This is a genomic window from Pandoraea anhela, from assembly GCF_902459655.1.
Lineage (GTDB): Bacteria > Pseudomonadota > Gammaproteobacteria > Burkholderiales > Burkholderiaceae > Pandoraea > Pandoraea anhela.
The window spans coordinates 605,086-620,232 of sequence record NZ_CABPSB010000001.1 but is presented as its reverse complement, the minus strand read 5'-3'; the positions used below and the strand labels follow the sequence as shown (position 1 = coordinate 620,232).

Sequence of the window (15,147 nt, the reverse complement as noted above, 5' to 3'; positions counted from 1 at the left end):
CCCAGTAAAAATCCGGGTGCGAGTGGGTTATCGCACTGTCATCGCCATCGCGTGGGACGTATGAACGAAATGAATCCTGGTGAATTTGAAGCCATGCTCGCGGCGCAGCGCATCGCGCTGGGCCGCAGCGAAGTGAACGAGGTCTCGACCGAAGCGCCGACGCTGACCAAGGCCGAACTGGCGGAGTTGCTGTTCGAGCACGTCGGTCTGAACAAGCGCGAAGCGAAGGATATGGTCGAAGCTTTCTTCGAATCGATTCGCGACGCGCTTGAGTCGGGCGACAGCGTCAAGCTGTCCGGCTTCGGTAACTTCCAGCTGCGTGACAAGCCGCAACGGCCGGGCCGGAATCCGAAGACCGGCGAAGCGATTCCGATTGCGGCGCGTCGTGTCGTCACCTTCCACGCCAGCCAGAAGCTCAAGTCGATGGTCGAGTCTGGTGTTCTGAGCAAGTAATTCCCGGCCGCCGCATTCTGTGGCGGCCGCTGGTTTTTCGTCCGCAATTTAACCGTCGTCCCATTCCGCTAACGCCGCGATGGATCACGTTGTCTTGCCGCCGATTCCCGCCAAGCGTTACTTCACCATTGGTGAGGTGAGCGAGCTATGTGGTGTCAAGCCGCATGTGCTGCGCTATTGGGAGCAAGAGTTCACGCAGCTGCGTCCGGTCAAGCGACGCGGCAACCGACGGTACTACCAACACCATGAAGTTCTGCTGATCCGGCGAATCCGGGAACTGCTTTACGAGCAGGGCTTCACCATCAATGGCGCTCGTAATCGTCTGGAGGCGGATACGCCGCGCGGTGCGCGCGCGTCAAGCGCTGCCAGTGCCCAGGCGAGCGGGGCGACGGCTTCCGCCGAGGCGATTGGGATCGCTGGTGAGGGCGCGCTCGACGTGGGCGATCTGCGTCGCCGCCTCGAGTCCGTCATCGATCTGCTCAAATCCTGAGCAGGCGCGGTCAAGCACGCTTCAGACTGCCGCAGAATTCGGGATTCTCCTAATGCGGCGGGCGCGCAAACTTCCGTAATCCGAGATAAGGCACGCCGCAAGGCGGGGCGGCGCTCGTCCGGCATGATGAACGCCATACATCCCTCGATTGAGAGGACTTGGAACGACTTCCGGGTGCGGGGGGATTGCCTTACACTTGCCGGAAACACCGACGTCAATCAGTGACGTCCCTTGGATCCTCTTAATAAACGGGCCAATATCGACCTTATCGCGCGGGGGCGCGAGGGCTGAAAGGATCTCGACCTATGGCGGAACCGAGCATGATGGGAGCGCGGCGCGGACGTTGGGCGACTTCCTATCGCTCGATCGTCGCTATCCTGATTTTCGGTCTCCTGATTCTGGTCCTCCTGTGGACGGCCGTGCTTTGGCGCATCTCCATCGAGTACCGGGCGATTTTGCGCGATACGGCGGCGTCGGCCGCCACTGTCTCGACGGCACTGGAACAGCAGACCTTGCGGGCCATTCGCCAGGTCGACCAGATCACCCGCTTCGTGAAGTATGAATACGAGCGTCGTCGCAGCGATTTCGATCTGAAGCAGACGCTCGCCGACGGCATCGTGTCCGAGCGTTTTATGGTGCTCGTGAGCGTGGTGGACGCCAAAGGCAACATCGTCGCCGCGACGATGCCAGCAAGCGCGGGTGTGAATATTGCCGATCGCGAGCATTTCCGCGTGCATCTCGACGACGAGAGCGACGGCCTGTTCATCAGCCACCCGGTCTTCGGCCGCCTCTCGCGAAAATGGGTGCTCCAGTTCAGCCGGCGTCTGAACAATCCCGACGGTACGTTCGCGGGCGTTGTCGTGGTGTCGCAGGAGCCGAGTTACTTCACCTCCGATTTCTATACGAACGCCGTGCTTGGGCAGTACAGTCAGATCGCAGTCATCGCGGACGATGGCGCCTTGCTCGCGCGCAGCACCGGCGCGAGCGTCGCCATCACCGGGACCGGGGAGTTGCCGCCGTTTACCGCCGAACAACGCAATTCCGGCGTGCAGCGCGATCCGATCGACGGCGTCGAGCGCATTGTGGCGTATCGGCATCTGCGCGATTATCCGCTCGCGGTTCAGGTCGGGCTGTCGCTCGACGAGGAGCTGTCCGAGTACCGTCACGTGGAACGCGTCTATCTCACCATGGCGACGTTCATTTCGGTGGCGCTCGTCGTGTTCTTCGCGCTCATCGCGTATCTGATGCAGCGTCTGATCGGACGGGATCAACAACTCACCCGGCTGATTTCCTACGATGCGCTCACGGGATTGCCGAATCGCTATGCGTTGATGGAGTCGCTTCGCCGGACGCTGGCGAACCCGGAACGGCTGGGCAAAGTGGCGTTGTTGCACATCGATCTCGACAACTTCAAGAGCGTGAACGATACGCTGGGCCATTCGCAGGGCGACGAAATCATCCGGCAGGTGTCTGAGCGGTTTATCCCTCGGATGCCCGCCGGGGCCATGCTCGCGCGCTTCGCCGGCGATGAGTTCATGGTGTTGCTCGAAGGCGATGGCGCGCCCGAGCAAGCCGAGCCGCTGGGCGAGACGTTGCTCGCCGCGCTCAAGGCGCCGATGGTGGCCGATGGCACCTCGTTTGCGCTGCACGCCAGTATCGGCGTGACTTTCTGGACGAAGCCGGAAGAAACCGAAGCGGATCTCATCAAGAAAGCGGATCTGGCGATGTATTCCGCCAAGGAAGCCGGCAAGAGCGTGGTGCGCGTCTACACGCAGCAGATGACTTATCAGGCGCATCAGTTGGTTGTCTGGGAGCGTCAGATGGAACAGGCGCTGGCCAACGGCGAGTTCTTTCTCGCATATCAGCCGATCATCTCGCTTGGCAGCGATTGTGTGTGCGGGATGGAGGCGCTGATTCGCTGGCGTCATCCGGAGCGCGGGGTTCTCAGTGCGGGCGAGTTCATCCCGCTGGCCGAGACGACCGGCCAGATTGTCGCCATCGGCGAATTTGCGCTGACGCAGGCGTGCCGTCAACTCGTCGCCTGGCGGGATACGCCGATGGGGTCGCTACGTCTGGCCGTCAACGTGTCGTCGGTGCAGTTCTGGCGCGGGGATATCGGTGAGCTGGTCGAGCGTCTCGTCAAAGAGTACGCGATCGAGCCGCATCGTCTGGAACTGGAAATCACCGAGTCGGTGATGGTCAAGAACCCGGCGCTCGTCGAGATGAAGATCGAGCAGTTCAAGCGCGCCGGATTGCGCATTGCGCTCGACGACTTCGGCACCGGCTATTCGTCGTTGTCCTATCTGACGCGTTTCCCGGTGGACACGCTGAAGGTCGACCGCTCGTTCGTGGAATCGATTCCCGATTCGTCACGCTCGTGCCTCATGATTTCGAACATCGTCAATATTGCACGCTCGCTCGGCATCGATCTGATCGTCGAAGGCGTGGAGAACGATCGGCAACTCGATTGGCTGCGTCACTTCGTTCCTCTGAGTGCACAAGGCTATTTATTTTCCCGTCCGGTGGAAATTGAACAGCTGGATTCGCTAATTGCCCGATTTGGCATTTGCCGATAAAGAAGAGGTAAATGATAAACCTAAAACAGCGCTAGTTAATACGTTAAATAGGTATTCGTAATATTTCCAATGTTCGACAGTTTTTCATGTAGCACGATCGTCGGAGTGCTATAGAATCACTTCGTTCTCGCAAGGCTTTTGAAGTTGTATGAACGGATGGCCGTCAGTCTCAACCGACAGCAGATCGGGGCAGGGGCGGCGGGCTGTCAACAGCCTGCAATTGTCGGGGTGAACAATTGTCTGGCAGCAGGGATCCGAAGGCGCGGGGCGCGACAAGCCGGGGATCGGAAACGAGGAAAAGTGTTTGACGCGCAGACCAGAACTGGCGGGAATTCGCTGGCATAACGAATGCCGGTCGTGACCAGAAGTGCTGTCCGGGGAAGTGACAGAAACGCGACTCGATTGAAGCGGATGCTTTGCCAACGTAATAAGTGAAAAATATTAGAACGAGCGTTTGATTTTCGGATGAGGATAAGGCATTGGCTTTATGCCGCCTGCGTCTCGGTCGGCGTGCTGGTCGCCTGTTGGATCGCAGCCGACCGCACGGCCACGTCACTGGTTGGGGATAAGCTCGCGCAAAGCGTCGACGCCGGGGAAACGGTGGCCGATCGCGTGGCTGACGGCATGGTGCACGCCATCAACACGGACTTGTCGATGGTCAGAGCGATCCCGTCAACGCTGGCCGAAGTGGATTTGCTGCGCGACGTGCTGCCTGCTTCGGGAAGTCCGGCGGTGAGCGCAGATGCCGTCGCACGCGCCAACGAGTTCCTGCACGGGGCCCAGGGCTACTTCGGCGTGGACCGTGTCTGGGTGATCAACGCCAGCGGCATTTGCGTGGCGGCGAGCAACTATCGCGATGCGCCGTCGCCCCTCGGACGATCCGTGGCGGGCATGCCGTACGTGACGCGCGCATTGCTCGGTGAGCGCTTCGAGGGCTACGCCTCCGGTTGGGAACAGCAGGCCTCCGGCCTGTACTTCAGCGCCCCGATCTATCGCGACGGCTTGCTGATCGGCGTGGTGATGACCAAGATCGGACTCACGCGTTTGCGTCATTGGGTCGGCAGCGGCGAGTCGTTCATTACCGATGGCAACGGCGTGGTCATCATGGCTAACGACCCGCGCTTCGAGAACCGTTTCATGCTCGACGGCAAGCTCGGGTCGCTCTCCGACGACGAGCGGCTCGCGTTGTACCAGCGTAACTATTTCGCGCGCATGCCGATCACCCAGTTCAAGCGTGCGCCGGGGCGCTCGAACGCCTGGGTGCCGCAGGAACTGCTCGACCGGATGTCCGAGTTCAAGGAACTGCGCAAGCCCTACGTCATTGCGTCGCGCCCGAGTTCGAGCAACGATCTGGTCGTCTACGCGGTGGAGCCCGTCGAGACCTGGGATGCGCTGACGCGTCAGCACGCCAAGGATCTGGCGTTGTGTTTCTTGCTGTATCTGGGCGGCGTCGTGATCGTGATGCTCGTGGGCTGGACGTTTTGGCGCGAGCGCGTGCAGCATCGCCAGATGCGTCAATCGAACGAGGAGTTGCGGGCGGCGAACAATCAACTCGCTTTCGAAGCCAGTTACGACGAACTGACGGGCAGCCTGACGCGTCGCTATTTCTTCCATCGCTTCGAGCAGTTGCTGGAGGCCGCGCAGCGCAAGAACGAGCCGATGAGTCTCATCGTGGCCGATCTGGATCACTTCAAGTCGATCAACGACACCTACGGACACGCCATCGGCGATCAGGTGCTGTGCCGGTTCGTGCTCGTGTGTTCGTCGACGCTGCGCGGCGACGATCTGATCGGCCGCATTGGCGGTGAGGAGTTTGCGATTCTGTTGCCGGGCGCGAGCGAGCGCGATGCGCTGCGTGTGGCTGACCGGATTCGTGAACGTTGCAAACGCGAATCGCTGGAAGGCAGCGAGCCGCCGCTGCGCTTCTCGTCCAGCTTCGGGATCACGGAGTGGCAGGAGACGGATTCGCCGATGAACATGGTCGAGCGCGCCGACATGGCTTTGTACCGCGCCAAGCGTGCCGGGCGCGATCGCTGCTGGGTCTTCTGACGCAATCGCCGGATGTCCGTCGCCGTTACCAATGTCACGTTTGGTAACCAAAGAGCGCACACCTTCACCGCATTTTGCGGGAACCTGCATGTCTAACCGATCACGCGGATCAAGCAGGCGTGGCGATTTTTCCGCCACGCCGGATCCGGCGGGTTCGTGCAGGAGACATCATCGTGAAACGCATACTCATGTTGGCGGGCGGCGCTGCCGTCGCCACGTTGCTGGGCGGCTGTGTGGCGGTGCCTTATGGGGCGCCCGCATACGGTGGCGGATATTACAGCGGATACGATTACGCTCCCGGGTATTACGCACCGGGTTATGCCGTGGCACCCGCGCCGGTGGTGACGTTCGGTGTATCGGGCGGTTACTACGGCGGCGGTTACTCGCGCGGATGGGGACGGGGACGTGGGTGGGGCTGGCACCACTAGCGAATGGACACTAACGGGCACTAACGCGTGGCGCGATGCCCTCTCGGCCAGTCGGACCGTCAGCGGCGCGACTCCGGGGGCGGCACCATGAGATCGCCCGGGGTTGCCGGCATCGCCGATGCGCCCGGGCGTCTCGCCTCAGAACTCCGACAGCGCGAAATCTTCCTTCGACACATCGCACTCCGGGCAGCGCCAGTCGGCGGGCACGTCAGCCCAGCGGGTGCCCGGGGCGAGGCCGTCATCCGGTGCGCCTTCGGCTTCGTTGTAGATCCAGCCGCAAATCAGGCAAATCCAGCTCTTGTATTCAGTCGGGGTGTCCAGCGTGGTGGTCATGATGTCGGCTCAACAGGGAAAACTTGGGCGACCCGCATTGTAAGGCACGCGCGCGACATCGTCCTGCTCGCGGACGTGCGCCCGCGCGCAAAGTTAATCCAGATCAATTGAGCGAGAGGTGGACGCCCGGGTGGCACAGTACGCTGCGGGCGGAGATGCGCCGGCGTGTCACCGGCGCGGCAGCCGTCACCAGTGAATCTGGTTGAGGAAGATCGGCGCCATCTGGGCCAGAGAGTTGAGCAGCGACATGGCGGTGTCGCGATGCGAGACTTCCTTCCACAGCCGGCTTTCCTTGACCACGCGATCGCGGTCTTCCGACGTTTGCACGTCGGGCTCGCGCAATCGTTTGATCAGGTCGATGACGGACGCACGGTCGACGGTTTCGGTGACCGAGTGTCGCGCGAGCAATTCGTCCAGATGGACGCGCTCGGTTTGCGTGGCCGATGCGTCGGCAGCATCCGGCCCGGGCGTTGTGGACGTGGCGTTGACGGACGGCTTGTCGGATTGGGTCATACGGGACGTTCTCCTCGCGAAGTGTCGCATGACTCCATCATAGGCCGTTTCGCCGGTGCTGCGAACCCTCGCGTGCACGCGTTTCCGGGCACTGGTCGCGCGGCTTGCCACGACTTACTGTGACTCGACCCGGGGCGTCTGCTGCGATGGCATGCATCTTGTCATGCCGCGTTGCCCGATGGTTGCCCCATGTCAAAGTCGTGACAAACATGCCCAAAAGCGGGGCATCGAGCAGGCAAGCGCAGCACAGAAGCCGGACGAAACGTCAAGCGCAATAAATTTGTCCAATGCTGACGCCGAAACGGGCAATCCTCTTGACAGCCTGTAACCACGGGCGTTTTGTGAGGGTGATGTGAGGTTATCCAGTGAGTTATCCACAGAAGTTGTGGGTAACTTCAGGGGGACGGTGCGAAGGGGACGACGATGTCAGCGCCGTGACTCGCATGTGAATTGTCATCGAAACAACGGGCGCAGCATGAGCAAGGCGAAGAACAGCGCGACGCCGACCGGCAACAGGCCCGTGAAGAAGGCGGGCCATGGCGCACGTGCGCGGCGTCGTGCACCGAACGACGAAATGAGGCCTGCGCAAAGGCACAGCACGCCGACGCCCCAAGTGGGATTGGGGCTCTTGAGTACCCAGGCGGCCGCCGCCAGCAGACCGATCCATGCAAGCGGTATGGCGCCGGGCGGTGGCGGTGCGACGTCGACGGCGGCTGGTTTGACAGGACGGGCTTGGTGGGCGGTGTCTCGAGGCTCGGGGGTGTTGGCGGACATGAGGATGCTTGACTTGAGAGAGGGTAGGCGTGTCTGAACGCGAAGCGCACGACACGCGAAAGCCGCAGCATAGCAAACGTGCTGCTCGATCGCTCAGGAAGCCATGCTGTGCAAGGCGAGTGCACCGAGGTGTCGAGGCGGTCTCGTCAAGACGCCGACCGGTGCGTCCACATGCCAGACGGCTGTCGCATCGATATCGCGTGTCGGCGCAAAGGCAGGGGGCGTCGCGCACCGGTTGTCGAGATCGACGTACCGCTTGCGCACGGGCTGGCCGACGTGAGCGTCTTGCGCCGGTGTCCGCCGCGACGTGCGCGTCGCGCCCACCGAAGCCTCTGGCGTCATCGGTTCGGTGCGAACGGCGACGCAGGGTTGGTGAAACGCATCGAGGGGTGTCGCCGTGGCGGGCGGTATCGATTGCACTTGTGCGTGCGGCAAAGCGCTCACGGCCAGCAGCCCGAACGCGAGAAGTGTCGCGAGCGCGAGGTGACGCCACGCGGCACGCCGGGCTCGATCGACGGCGTTCACCCGAGTGCGGCGAGACCCGGAGGTGTGCGGTATGACATGTCTCGGCGGCATGATGGGCTCCGTCGGGGCAATCGTTGAGAGGGCGTGCTGCGTCGATATCGACCGGTCCCTGTCCCCGACGCCGCGTTTTCCTCTGCCGAAAGCCAGTATCGTGCCGGTGTCGCTAAGTCCATGATTTTCATAGACTTAGCGACGTCCTGACGCGAGACGGAACAACGCCTCCCCCATCAGGTGTTGCAGTTCCGAAACGTGCGCCTGAGAATCGACGCATGCGCGATGCCCTCATGAGGCATTCTCAGACTCCCTGAATACTGTATATAATCACAGTATTCCTTCCACGGCGAGACAAGATATCCCATGAAAACCAACTACTCCATCGCCGATATCGAACAGGCGATCAACTACTGGACGAGCCATCAGGCCGCCGACAGCAATCTGTCGCTGTGCCCGTCGGCACGCGCGTTGGCGAATGTCTATGGCGAGATGATCTATCGCCGCGAGACGAGCGTCGCCGCAGACACGCTCAACGGCGAGCAAAGTCAGGCTATCGAGACGGCCCTGCATCAGATGGAATTGGGGCTCACGCCCTGAGCGGGCGCCGTCAGGACTGAACGGGATTGGGGGTGTGCCGACGGGCCGACCATTGTGCGAGCCAGTCTTCGAGATCGCCGGCCGATAAGGCGGGGGAGAACAGATACCCCTGCGCTACGCGATAGCCCTGTGCGACCAGCAGATCGCGCTGTGCTTCGACCTCGACCCCTTCGGCTACTACGGTGAGGTGCAGATTGCGGCCGATGCTGATAATGGCATTGGTCAGCGCGCGTACCGTTTCGTCGCGCGTGATGTCGTGCACGAAGCTGCGGTCGAGTTTCAGTTCCGAGACCGGCAGCCGTCTCAAGTATCCGAGGCTCGAATACCCGGTGCCAAAGTCGTCCATCGAGAGCCGCACGCCCATACTGTGGACTTCTTCGATGATGCGCAGCGTGCTCGGGTTGTGATCCATCAGCACGCTTTCCGTGATTTCGACGGCCAGACACGACGGCGGCAGCTCATGGTCGGCGAGCGCCTCGGCGATCGTGCGCGGCAGATCGTGGTCGTGGAAATTGGTCGGCGAGAGATTGACCGACACGTTACCGATGCCGATGCCGCGCCGACGCCAGTCCGCCAACTGGCGGCACGATTCGCGCAGCGTCCAGGTTCCGAGTTCTCCGATCAGTCCGCATTCCTCCGCAAGCGCGATGAAACGTGACGGCGGCACATCGCCATGCTGCGGATGTTGCCAGCGCGTGAGCGCTTCCGCGCCGTACACCGAGTCGTCGAGCAGATTGATCTGGGGCTGATAGAACAGTTGCAGCTTGCCCAGACGCAGGGCGTCGCGCATGGCGGTCTCGAGTTCGAGGCGCTCCTGCGCGTGGATGTTCATGTCCTCGTTGTAGAAGCGCACGCTGCCCGGGCTCGTCATCTTCGCCTGATACATCGCCATGTCGGCGTGTTGCAGGAGGATGTCGAACTCGCGGCCGTGATTCGGGAACAGGCTGATGCCGAAGCTGCCCGAGGGGACCAGCGTTACGCCGTCGATCTGGCAGGGCGCGGTGAGGGCGCTGCGCATGCGTTCGATGGCGATGTCGAGCCGCTCGGGGTCGCATTCGGTGAGCACGGCGACGAACTCGTCGCCCGAGAGTCGCGCGACGATGTCTGCGCCCCGCAGCGCCCGGCGCAGACGTTGCGCGATCGTGCGCAGCAGCACGTCGCCTGCCTGATGCCCGAGCGAATCGTTGACCTGCTTGAAGCGATCCAGATCGATGAAGATGACGGCCATGCGCGTGTTCAATTCCGTCGCGCTCGCAATGGCCTGTGCGGCAAGCACGCCGAGCATGCTGCGGTTGGGCAGGCCGGTCAGACTGTCCGAGAACGCCAACTGGCGAATGCGGGTGCGCGATTCGTCGCGCTCGAAAGCGAGCTTGCACAGGTGAACGCATACGTCGACGAGCCGCTCATGCAGCGCGTCCGGGCCGCGCGCCGTGCGGTAATAGAACGCGAGCACGCCCAGCACGCGGCCGTCGTTCGCAATGATCGGCATGGCCCACGACGCCGCCAGTCCGAACTCGGCCGCCATTTCGCGGAAGTCGGCCCAGCGCGGATCGGTCGCGATGTCGGTCACGATCACGGGCCGCGCGAGAAACGCTGCCGTCCCGCAGGTCCCCACATTCGGCCCGATGGCGACTCCATCGATCATCTGATGATATTGCGCGGGCAGGCTCGGCCCCGCTTGCGGACGCAAGTGGCCCTCGGCGTCCACACGCACGACCGAGGCCATGACCTCGGGGGCGATCTGCTCCAGTTCGCGGCATACGAGCGTGAGCACTTCCACGAGCGGCGCATCGCGCACCATCGCGGCCAGCGCCTTGTGCTGCAACACTTCCTGAATCTTCGATTGCGTGATGTCGGTGAACAGCGCCACGGCGTTCAAGAGCTTGCCGTGCGGATCCAGAATCGGGTTCGTCACGACCGAGACCCATAGCGGCTGCTGCTGTGCGGTGCGCACAAGGACTTCGCAGTGACAGCTCCCGCCGTCGCGTGCGGCGACCAGACACCCCGAGAGGGCTTGTCGGACGTCGACTGCGGCGGCGTCGTCCGCGAGCTCGTTCAGCGAGGCCTGCGCGAACGGGGCATGCGCCGACTTGCCGACGACTTCGTTCGCGGCATAACCGAGCATGCGCGTGAAGCCCGCATTGACATAGCAAACGCTGCCCTTGGCATCGGTGATGAGTACCGCGTTGTCCGTCTCGTCGACGCCGAGCGAGAGCAGATGCAGGCGGGCGTCGTCGGCGGCCTGACGCTCCACGCGGGCCGTCACGTCCACGGCGAACTTGATCACGTGCGTGAGCTTGCCGTCGTCGTCGAACACCGGGTTGTAGGTGGCTTCGAGCCAGAGGGCGGTGCCGTCACGGCGAAGGCGCCGGACCTGATCCGTGTGCGCGCGGCGCGTACTCACGACCTGAGCGAGGGCGTTGCCGCAAGTCGCATCGGCCGGATCGCACAGCATGGTGTGGCGCTTGCCGATCAGCGCATCGCGTGTGTACCCGAAGACACCGAGGAGTTTGTCGTTGACGTCGACGATGATGCCGTCGGGCGTGAGGGTGAGCATGCCCAGCGAGCGGTCGAGTGCTTCGAGCAACGCTTCGCGCCCCGGTGCCTGTGTGGCGCCTGCGGCGGAAGGTGAACGGGGCACGACCATCGCAAGGGCCTCCTCGGACGTCCTGTTGACATTGTCGGGTGTGACGGGGGCTGACACGCCAAAATCGCTTTCAAGTATAGCGACCTGCGCAGGCAGGCCCATATGGGAGAAACCGGGAGAGTGTCGAGCTACGACCCTGTTCCGGGGCAAGACGGCAAGCGCAAAACCGGGTCGCCTGACGGTGTTGCGCGGTCGCCGGGACGCTGCCCGGCAGTTCGGTCAGGGCGTTCAGGCCGCCTTGACGCGAATGCGAACCCCGTTCGCTGCGACGGTCTGACCTGCACGGATCTTGCAGGTCTTGCGTGTTTCCAACTGGCCGTCGACGGTGACTTCGCCGTTGGCGACCATGACCTTGCCTGCGCCGCCGGAGTCGACGACGCCGGTGAGCTTGAGCAAGTCGTTCAGGGCGACGAACTCGCCCGTCAATTCAAAAGTTACGTTTTGCATAGTGGAGCGGATACTACGTAAAAACCCGATGCGCGTCGACTGCGGCGGCGCGTCGGGGCAGGCGTTCACGACTCGATCACGTGTTCGAGACGGCGATCCGGGATCAACCAGACGGCGGCCATCAGCGCATACAACGCCAGCGAAACCGCCGGCACCACGAACGCCAGCCCGATGGCCACGGCGTACACCACGACCGAGAGCTTGCCCTTGTAGTCGTGCCCCAGCGCGGCGGCGAGCTTCTTGTTACCGCCGTCGTGCACGGCCAGCAGGGCGCGCGACAGGATGAAGTGGGCAATGGCCGCCATGCAAAGCACCACGCCGTAGAGTGCCGTCGGCCACGCGGTGAAGTGGTTGTCGCCGAGCCAGTGTGTCACGAACGGAATCAGCGACAACCAGAAAAGCAGATGCAGATTGGCCCAAAGCACGCCGCCGGAGACGCGCTGCGCCACCTGGAAAAGATGGTGATGGTTGTTCCAGTAAAGACCGACATAGACATAGCTGAGAATGTAGGTCAGGAACGTGGGCGCCACCGGCATGAGGTCGGCGAGTTCGCTGCCGTGCGGGGCTTTCATTTCCAGCACCATGATCGTGATGATGATGGCGATCACACCATCGCTGAAGGCTTCGAGCCGGCTCTTGCCCATGGTTTTCGTCTATTCGTTGACTCGCTTCATTGACTCGCCGATGCTTCGGTGCGGTCGGGCTGTCACAGCGCAGCCACGCGGTTGCGACCGGCTTGCTTGGCGGCATACAGCGCGCGGTCGGCGCGTTGCAGCAGTGTGCCGAAGTCGGTGTCGTCCGGGGTGATGCTGCCCACACCGATGCTCGCGGAAAAACGTACGGGACCGGTGGCGTTGTTCGGCCCTGGCACGCTGGCGCCGTTGACCGCCGCCAGAATGCGCTCGGCAGCCTGCGTGGCACGGTGTGCATCGGTTTCGGACAGCAATACGGCGAATTCTTCGCCGCCCAGACGGCCGATCACGGTACTTTTACGCAGCGTCGCCCGCAATACCAGCGTCAGCTCGACGATGACGCGATCGCCGATCGCATGGCCCCAGGTATCGTTGATGACCTTGAAATGATCGATATCGAGCATCAGCACCGACAGGCGGCGCTGCTGCGCGCGGGCGAGCGCGAACAGGCGTTCGGCCTGCATCAGAAAGGCGCGGCGGTTGAGCAGCCCCGTCAGGCCGTCGCGCATCGCCATGTCGCCGAGTACCCGATTCACCCGGCGCAGTTCGAGTTCGTCGACGACCAGCGAGGACAAGTCGGCAAGCAGGCCGCGCTTCTCTTCGTCGAGATCGCGGGGGCGGCGGTCGATAACGCACAACGTCCCCAGCCGATGCCCTTCGGGCGTGCGCAACGGCGCACCGGCATAGAAGCGGATGTTCGGGTCGCCCGTGACGAGCGGATTGTCGGCGAAGCGCCGGTCGGCACGGGCGTCCGGCACGACGAGCACGTCGTCGCCGAGAATCGCGTGCGCGCAGAAGGCCATCGAGCGCGGGGTTTGCGGGGCGTCGATGCCGCGCCGCGCCTTGAACCACTGGCGCGACTCGTCGAGCAACGAGATGAGCGAGATCGGCGCGCCCAGTATATGAGATGCCAGCCGCACGATCCGGTCGAACGCCGGCTCGGGCGGCGTGTCGAGAATCTCGTAGCGGCGCAGCGCCGCAAGGCGCTCCGCTTCGTCGAGACCCACGCCAGTCGAGCGGGTCAGCGAGGACGCCGCCTGGCGTTGCGGACTCAGGCGGGCGCGGTTGACATCGGGTGAATCGGCGTCGGATGCAGTCATGTCGCGACGGTAGGGCAAAGCCCAGCGGGTGGACGACAGCAGTGCCGACGACACAGATTCTGGCCGTGGATCCGGCAACTGCACGAAATGTTCGAAAGACTCGAGTGTTCCGAAAAGCACGTGTTGCTCGGGTTGCACGTCACGCTCGACGTGCTGGCGTACAAACGCCGGTTTCACGGAAGGCCCGGGTGTCGCACAAGGCGCGAGCGATTGGGCGCGCAGCCAGGTCGACTCCCGATCGAAAACATCCGTGACGCTATCGATTCTGCCGCGCCCGAAGTCGCTTGGCAATCGCGACGGCACCGCGCCTGCCGCACTGCCCTTGCTTTGGGTCATGCCCGCTGAGTCTCCGGCGCCGCCCAAGTCGCTGATGCCGTCAATGCCTTGCAGGTCGGCCGCGCCCGTCCGCCAGCGCGCGAGCGCGTGCTGCGCCGTTTGCGCGGCGTGTGCAATGTCGTCGGCGTCGTCCGTGGCGTGGGGCTTGGGCAGGGTGTGGCTCATGAGTGGGGGGTGGATGCGCTGTCGGGTTGGATTTCGAACGCTTCGCCGGTCTCGAAGAAGTTGCCGCCGGCGATATAGTGCAGGCTGCGCGAGACGCCGGGCTCGAACTGCCAGTGCCCGTTGCGAAACGCGCGCGGATCGGCCCATGCGGCCACGACTTCGCCGAGAAACAGGTCGTAGCGATCCTGATTGTGCGGCTCGGGAATCACGCGGCATTCCAGCCACGCCAGGCAGCCGTCGATCAGCGGGGCGGCAATGTGCGAGCCTGCGAAGGCCGTCACACCGGTGCCTTCGGCAAATTTGTCGGTGTCCCGTCCGGAGACCGAACCGACGGCCAGCGTCTCGCGGGCGATGCGGCGTGCGGGCACGTTCAGCGAAAACTCGCCTGAGGCTTCGACCAGTTCGCGCGTGAGCGTATTGCGGTCGATCACGACAGCGACCTTCGGCGGCGAGAAATCCAGCGGCATCGACCAGGCGGCCGCCATGACGTTGCGACGCCCCGCGTGAGCGCTGCCCACGAGGACGGTCGGGCCGTGATTGAGCAGACGGTAGGCTTTCGGGAGTTCGACGGGCAGGTGTTCGGTCATGGCAGGCAATCCGTGCAATCGAGAGGCATGGTATTGATCGAGCGGCTCATGATAGCGCGGCGGCGCAAGGGCGGGCCGTGCGCGCAACGAAGGCTGGCATGCAAACGGGGGGGCGCAAGCCCAATAGAAAAAAGGCGGCCCGCAGGGTTAGCTGCGGGCCGTGCAAACGGCACGGTGCGGGGAGCGCGTGCCGGATCAGATGTGAGCGCAGTATTTCATGCGTTCGTCCCAGTCCGGTCCCCGTCCGATCCTGTGTGCTTCCCTGTGCTTCACGCCGGATCCGATTGCCGCCGTCAGCGCCGCAGCGCGCGCGTCGAGCCCGGGATGCCTGATATCCCCGGCATCCCTGACGGCGCGCCACATCGGCCATATCCGCCATATCCGCCATATCCATTTCCTGCCCTTACGAATTGCGCCGCTCGGGACGTTGTCGCATTAAGA

15 protein-coding genes are annotated in these 15,147 nt (G+C 63.2%); 6 read left to right on the top strand and 9 right to left on the bottom strand.

Going from position 1 to position 15,147, the window contains the following annotated elements:
• The first annotated feature begins 60 nt into the window (after positions 1 to 60).
• From PAN31108_RS02510 to PAN31108_RS02490, 5 genes are all read left to right on the top strand, one after another.
• On the top strand, positions 61 to 453 hold the full coding sequence (locus tag PAN31108_RS02510; RefSeq protein ID WP_044456146.1) for an integration host factor subunit alpha: 393 nt from the start codon (positions 61 to 63) through the stop codon (positions 451 to 453).
• Positions 454 to 532: 79 nt separating this feature from the next.
• On the top strand, positions 533 to 943 hold the full coding sequence (locus tag PAN31108_RS02505) for a MerR family transcriptional regulator (protein ID WP_150667305.1): 411 nt from the start codon (positions 533 to 535) through the stop codon (positions 941 to 943).
• 305 nt (positions 944 to 1,248) lie between these two features.
• A complete protein-coding gene (locus tag PAN31108_RS02500) occupies positions 1,249 to 3,519 on the top strand; it encodes a bifunctional diguanylate cyclase/phosphodiesterase (protein ID WP_246183728.1) in 2,271 nt (756 codons plus the stop codon).
• A 465-nt stretch (positions 3,520 to 3,984) separates the two neighbouring features.
• Positions 3,985 to 5,568 (top strand): sensor domain-containing diguanylate cyclase, encoded by a 1,584-nt coding sequence (locus PAN31108_RS02495; RefSeq protein WP_150667304.1) that lies wholly within the window; start codon positions 3,985 to 3,987, stop codon positions 5,566 to 5,568.
• Between the two features lie 173 nt (positions 5,569 to 5,741).
• Entirely contained in the window at positions 5,742 to 5,996 is a 255-nt protein-coding gene (locus PAN31108_RS02490; RefSeq protein ID WP_150667303.1) for a hypothetical protein, read from the top strand.
• A gap of 138 nt (positions 5,997 to 6,134) precedes the next feature.
• On the opposite strand, the gene PAN31108_RS02485 is transcribed toward PAN31108_RS02490, so the two are convergent.
• The 4 genes from PAN31108_RS02485 to PAN31108_RS02470 all read right to left on the bottom strand — a co-directional run bounded on the left by PAN31108_RS02485 (position 6,135) and on the right by PAN31108_RS02470 (position 8,192).
• The gene (locus tag PAN31108_RS02485; RefSeq protein WP_150667434.1) at positions 6,135 to 6,317 is read right to left on the bottom strand and encodes a rubredoxin; all 183 of its coding nucleotides are present in this window, start codon (positions 6,315 to 6,317) and stop codon (positions 6,135 to 6,137) included.
• Positions 6,318 to 6,515: 198 nt separating this feature from the next.
• Positions 6,516 to 6,842: a hypothetical protein gene (locus PAN31108_RS02480; protein ID WP_150667302.1), complete on the bottom strand. Its 327-nt coding sequence runs from the start codon at positions 6,840 to 6,842 to the stop codon at positions 6,516 to 6,518.
• Positions 6,843 to 7,295: 453 nt separating this feature from the next.
• Positions 7,296 to 7,616 carry a hypothetical protein gene (locus PAN31108_RS02475; RefSeq protein ID WP_150667301.1) on the bottom strand — a complete coding sequence of 107 codons (321 nt, stop codon included), beginning with the start codon at positions 7,614 to 7,616 and terminating at the stop codon, positions 7,296 to 7,298.
• Positions 7,617 to 7,709: 93 nt separating this feature from the next.
• The gene (locus PAN31108_RS02470) at positions 7,710 to 8,192 is read right to left on the bottom strand and encodes a hypothetical protein (RefSeq protein WP_150667300.1); all 483 of its coding nucleotides are present in this window, start codon (positions 8,190 to 8,192) and stop codon (positions 7,710 to 7,712) included.
• 306 nt (positions 8,193 to 8,498) lie between these two features.
• On the opposite strand from PAN31108_RS02470, the gene PAN31108_RS02465 reads away from it, so the two are divergent.
• Complete coding sequence (locus PAN31108_RS02465; RefSeq protein ID WP_150667299.1) at positions 8,499 to 8,732, top strand: DUF3717 domain-containing protein; 234 nt, start codon at positions 8,499 to 8,501, stop codon at positions 8,730 to 8,732.
• A gap of 10 nt (positions 8,733 to 8,742) precedes the next feature.
• On the opposite strand, the gene PAN31108_RS02460 is transcribed toward PAN31108_RS02465, so the two are convergent.
• The 5 genes from PAN31108_RS02460 to PAN31108_RS02440 form a co-directional block, all read right to left on the bottom strand.
• Positions 8,743 to 11,379 (bottom strand): sensor domain-containing protein, encoded by a 2,637-nt coding sequence (locus tag PAN31108_RS02460; protein ID WP_150667298.1) that lies wholly within the window; start codon positions 11,377 to 11,379, stop codon positions 8,743 to 8,745.
• 228 nt (positions 11,380 to 11,607) lie between these two features.
• Positions 11,608 to 11,826 carry an RNA-binding S4 domain-containing protein gene (locus PAN31108_RS02455; protein WP_150667297.1) on the bottom strand — a complete coding sequence of 73 codons (219 nt, stop codon included), beginning with the start codon at positions 11,824 to 11,826 and terminating at the stop codon, positions 11,608 to 11,610.
• 65 nt (positions 11,827 to 11,891) lie between these two features.
• Entirely contained in the window at positions 11,892 to 12,470 is a 579-nt protein-coding gene (locus tag PAN31108_RS02450) for a TMEM175 family protein (RefSeq protein WP_150667296.1), read from the bottom strand.
• Between the two features lie 62 nt (positions 12,471 to 12,532).
• A complete protein-coding gene (locus PAN31108_RS02445) occupies positions 12,533 to 14,119 on the bottom strand; it encodes a GGDEF domain-containing protein (protein WP_246183727.1) in 1,587 nt (528 codons plus the stop codon).
• The gene (locus tag PAN31108_RS02440; RefSeq protein ID WP_150667295.1) at positions 14,116 to 14,706 is read right to left on the bottom strand and encodes a flavin reductase family protein; all 591 of its coding nucleotides are present in this window, start codon (positions 14,704 to 14,706) and stop codon (positions 14,116 to 14,118) included. Before PAN31108_RS02440 ends, PAN31108_RS02445 begins: the two co-directional genes overlap by 4 nt.
• Between the last annotated feature and the right edge of the window lie 441 nt (positions 14,707 to 15,147).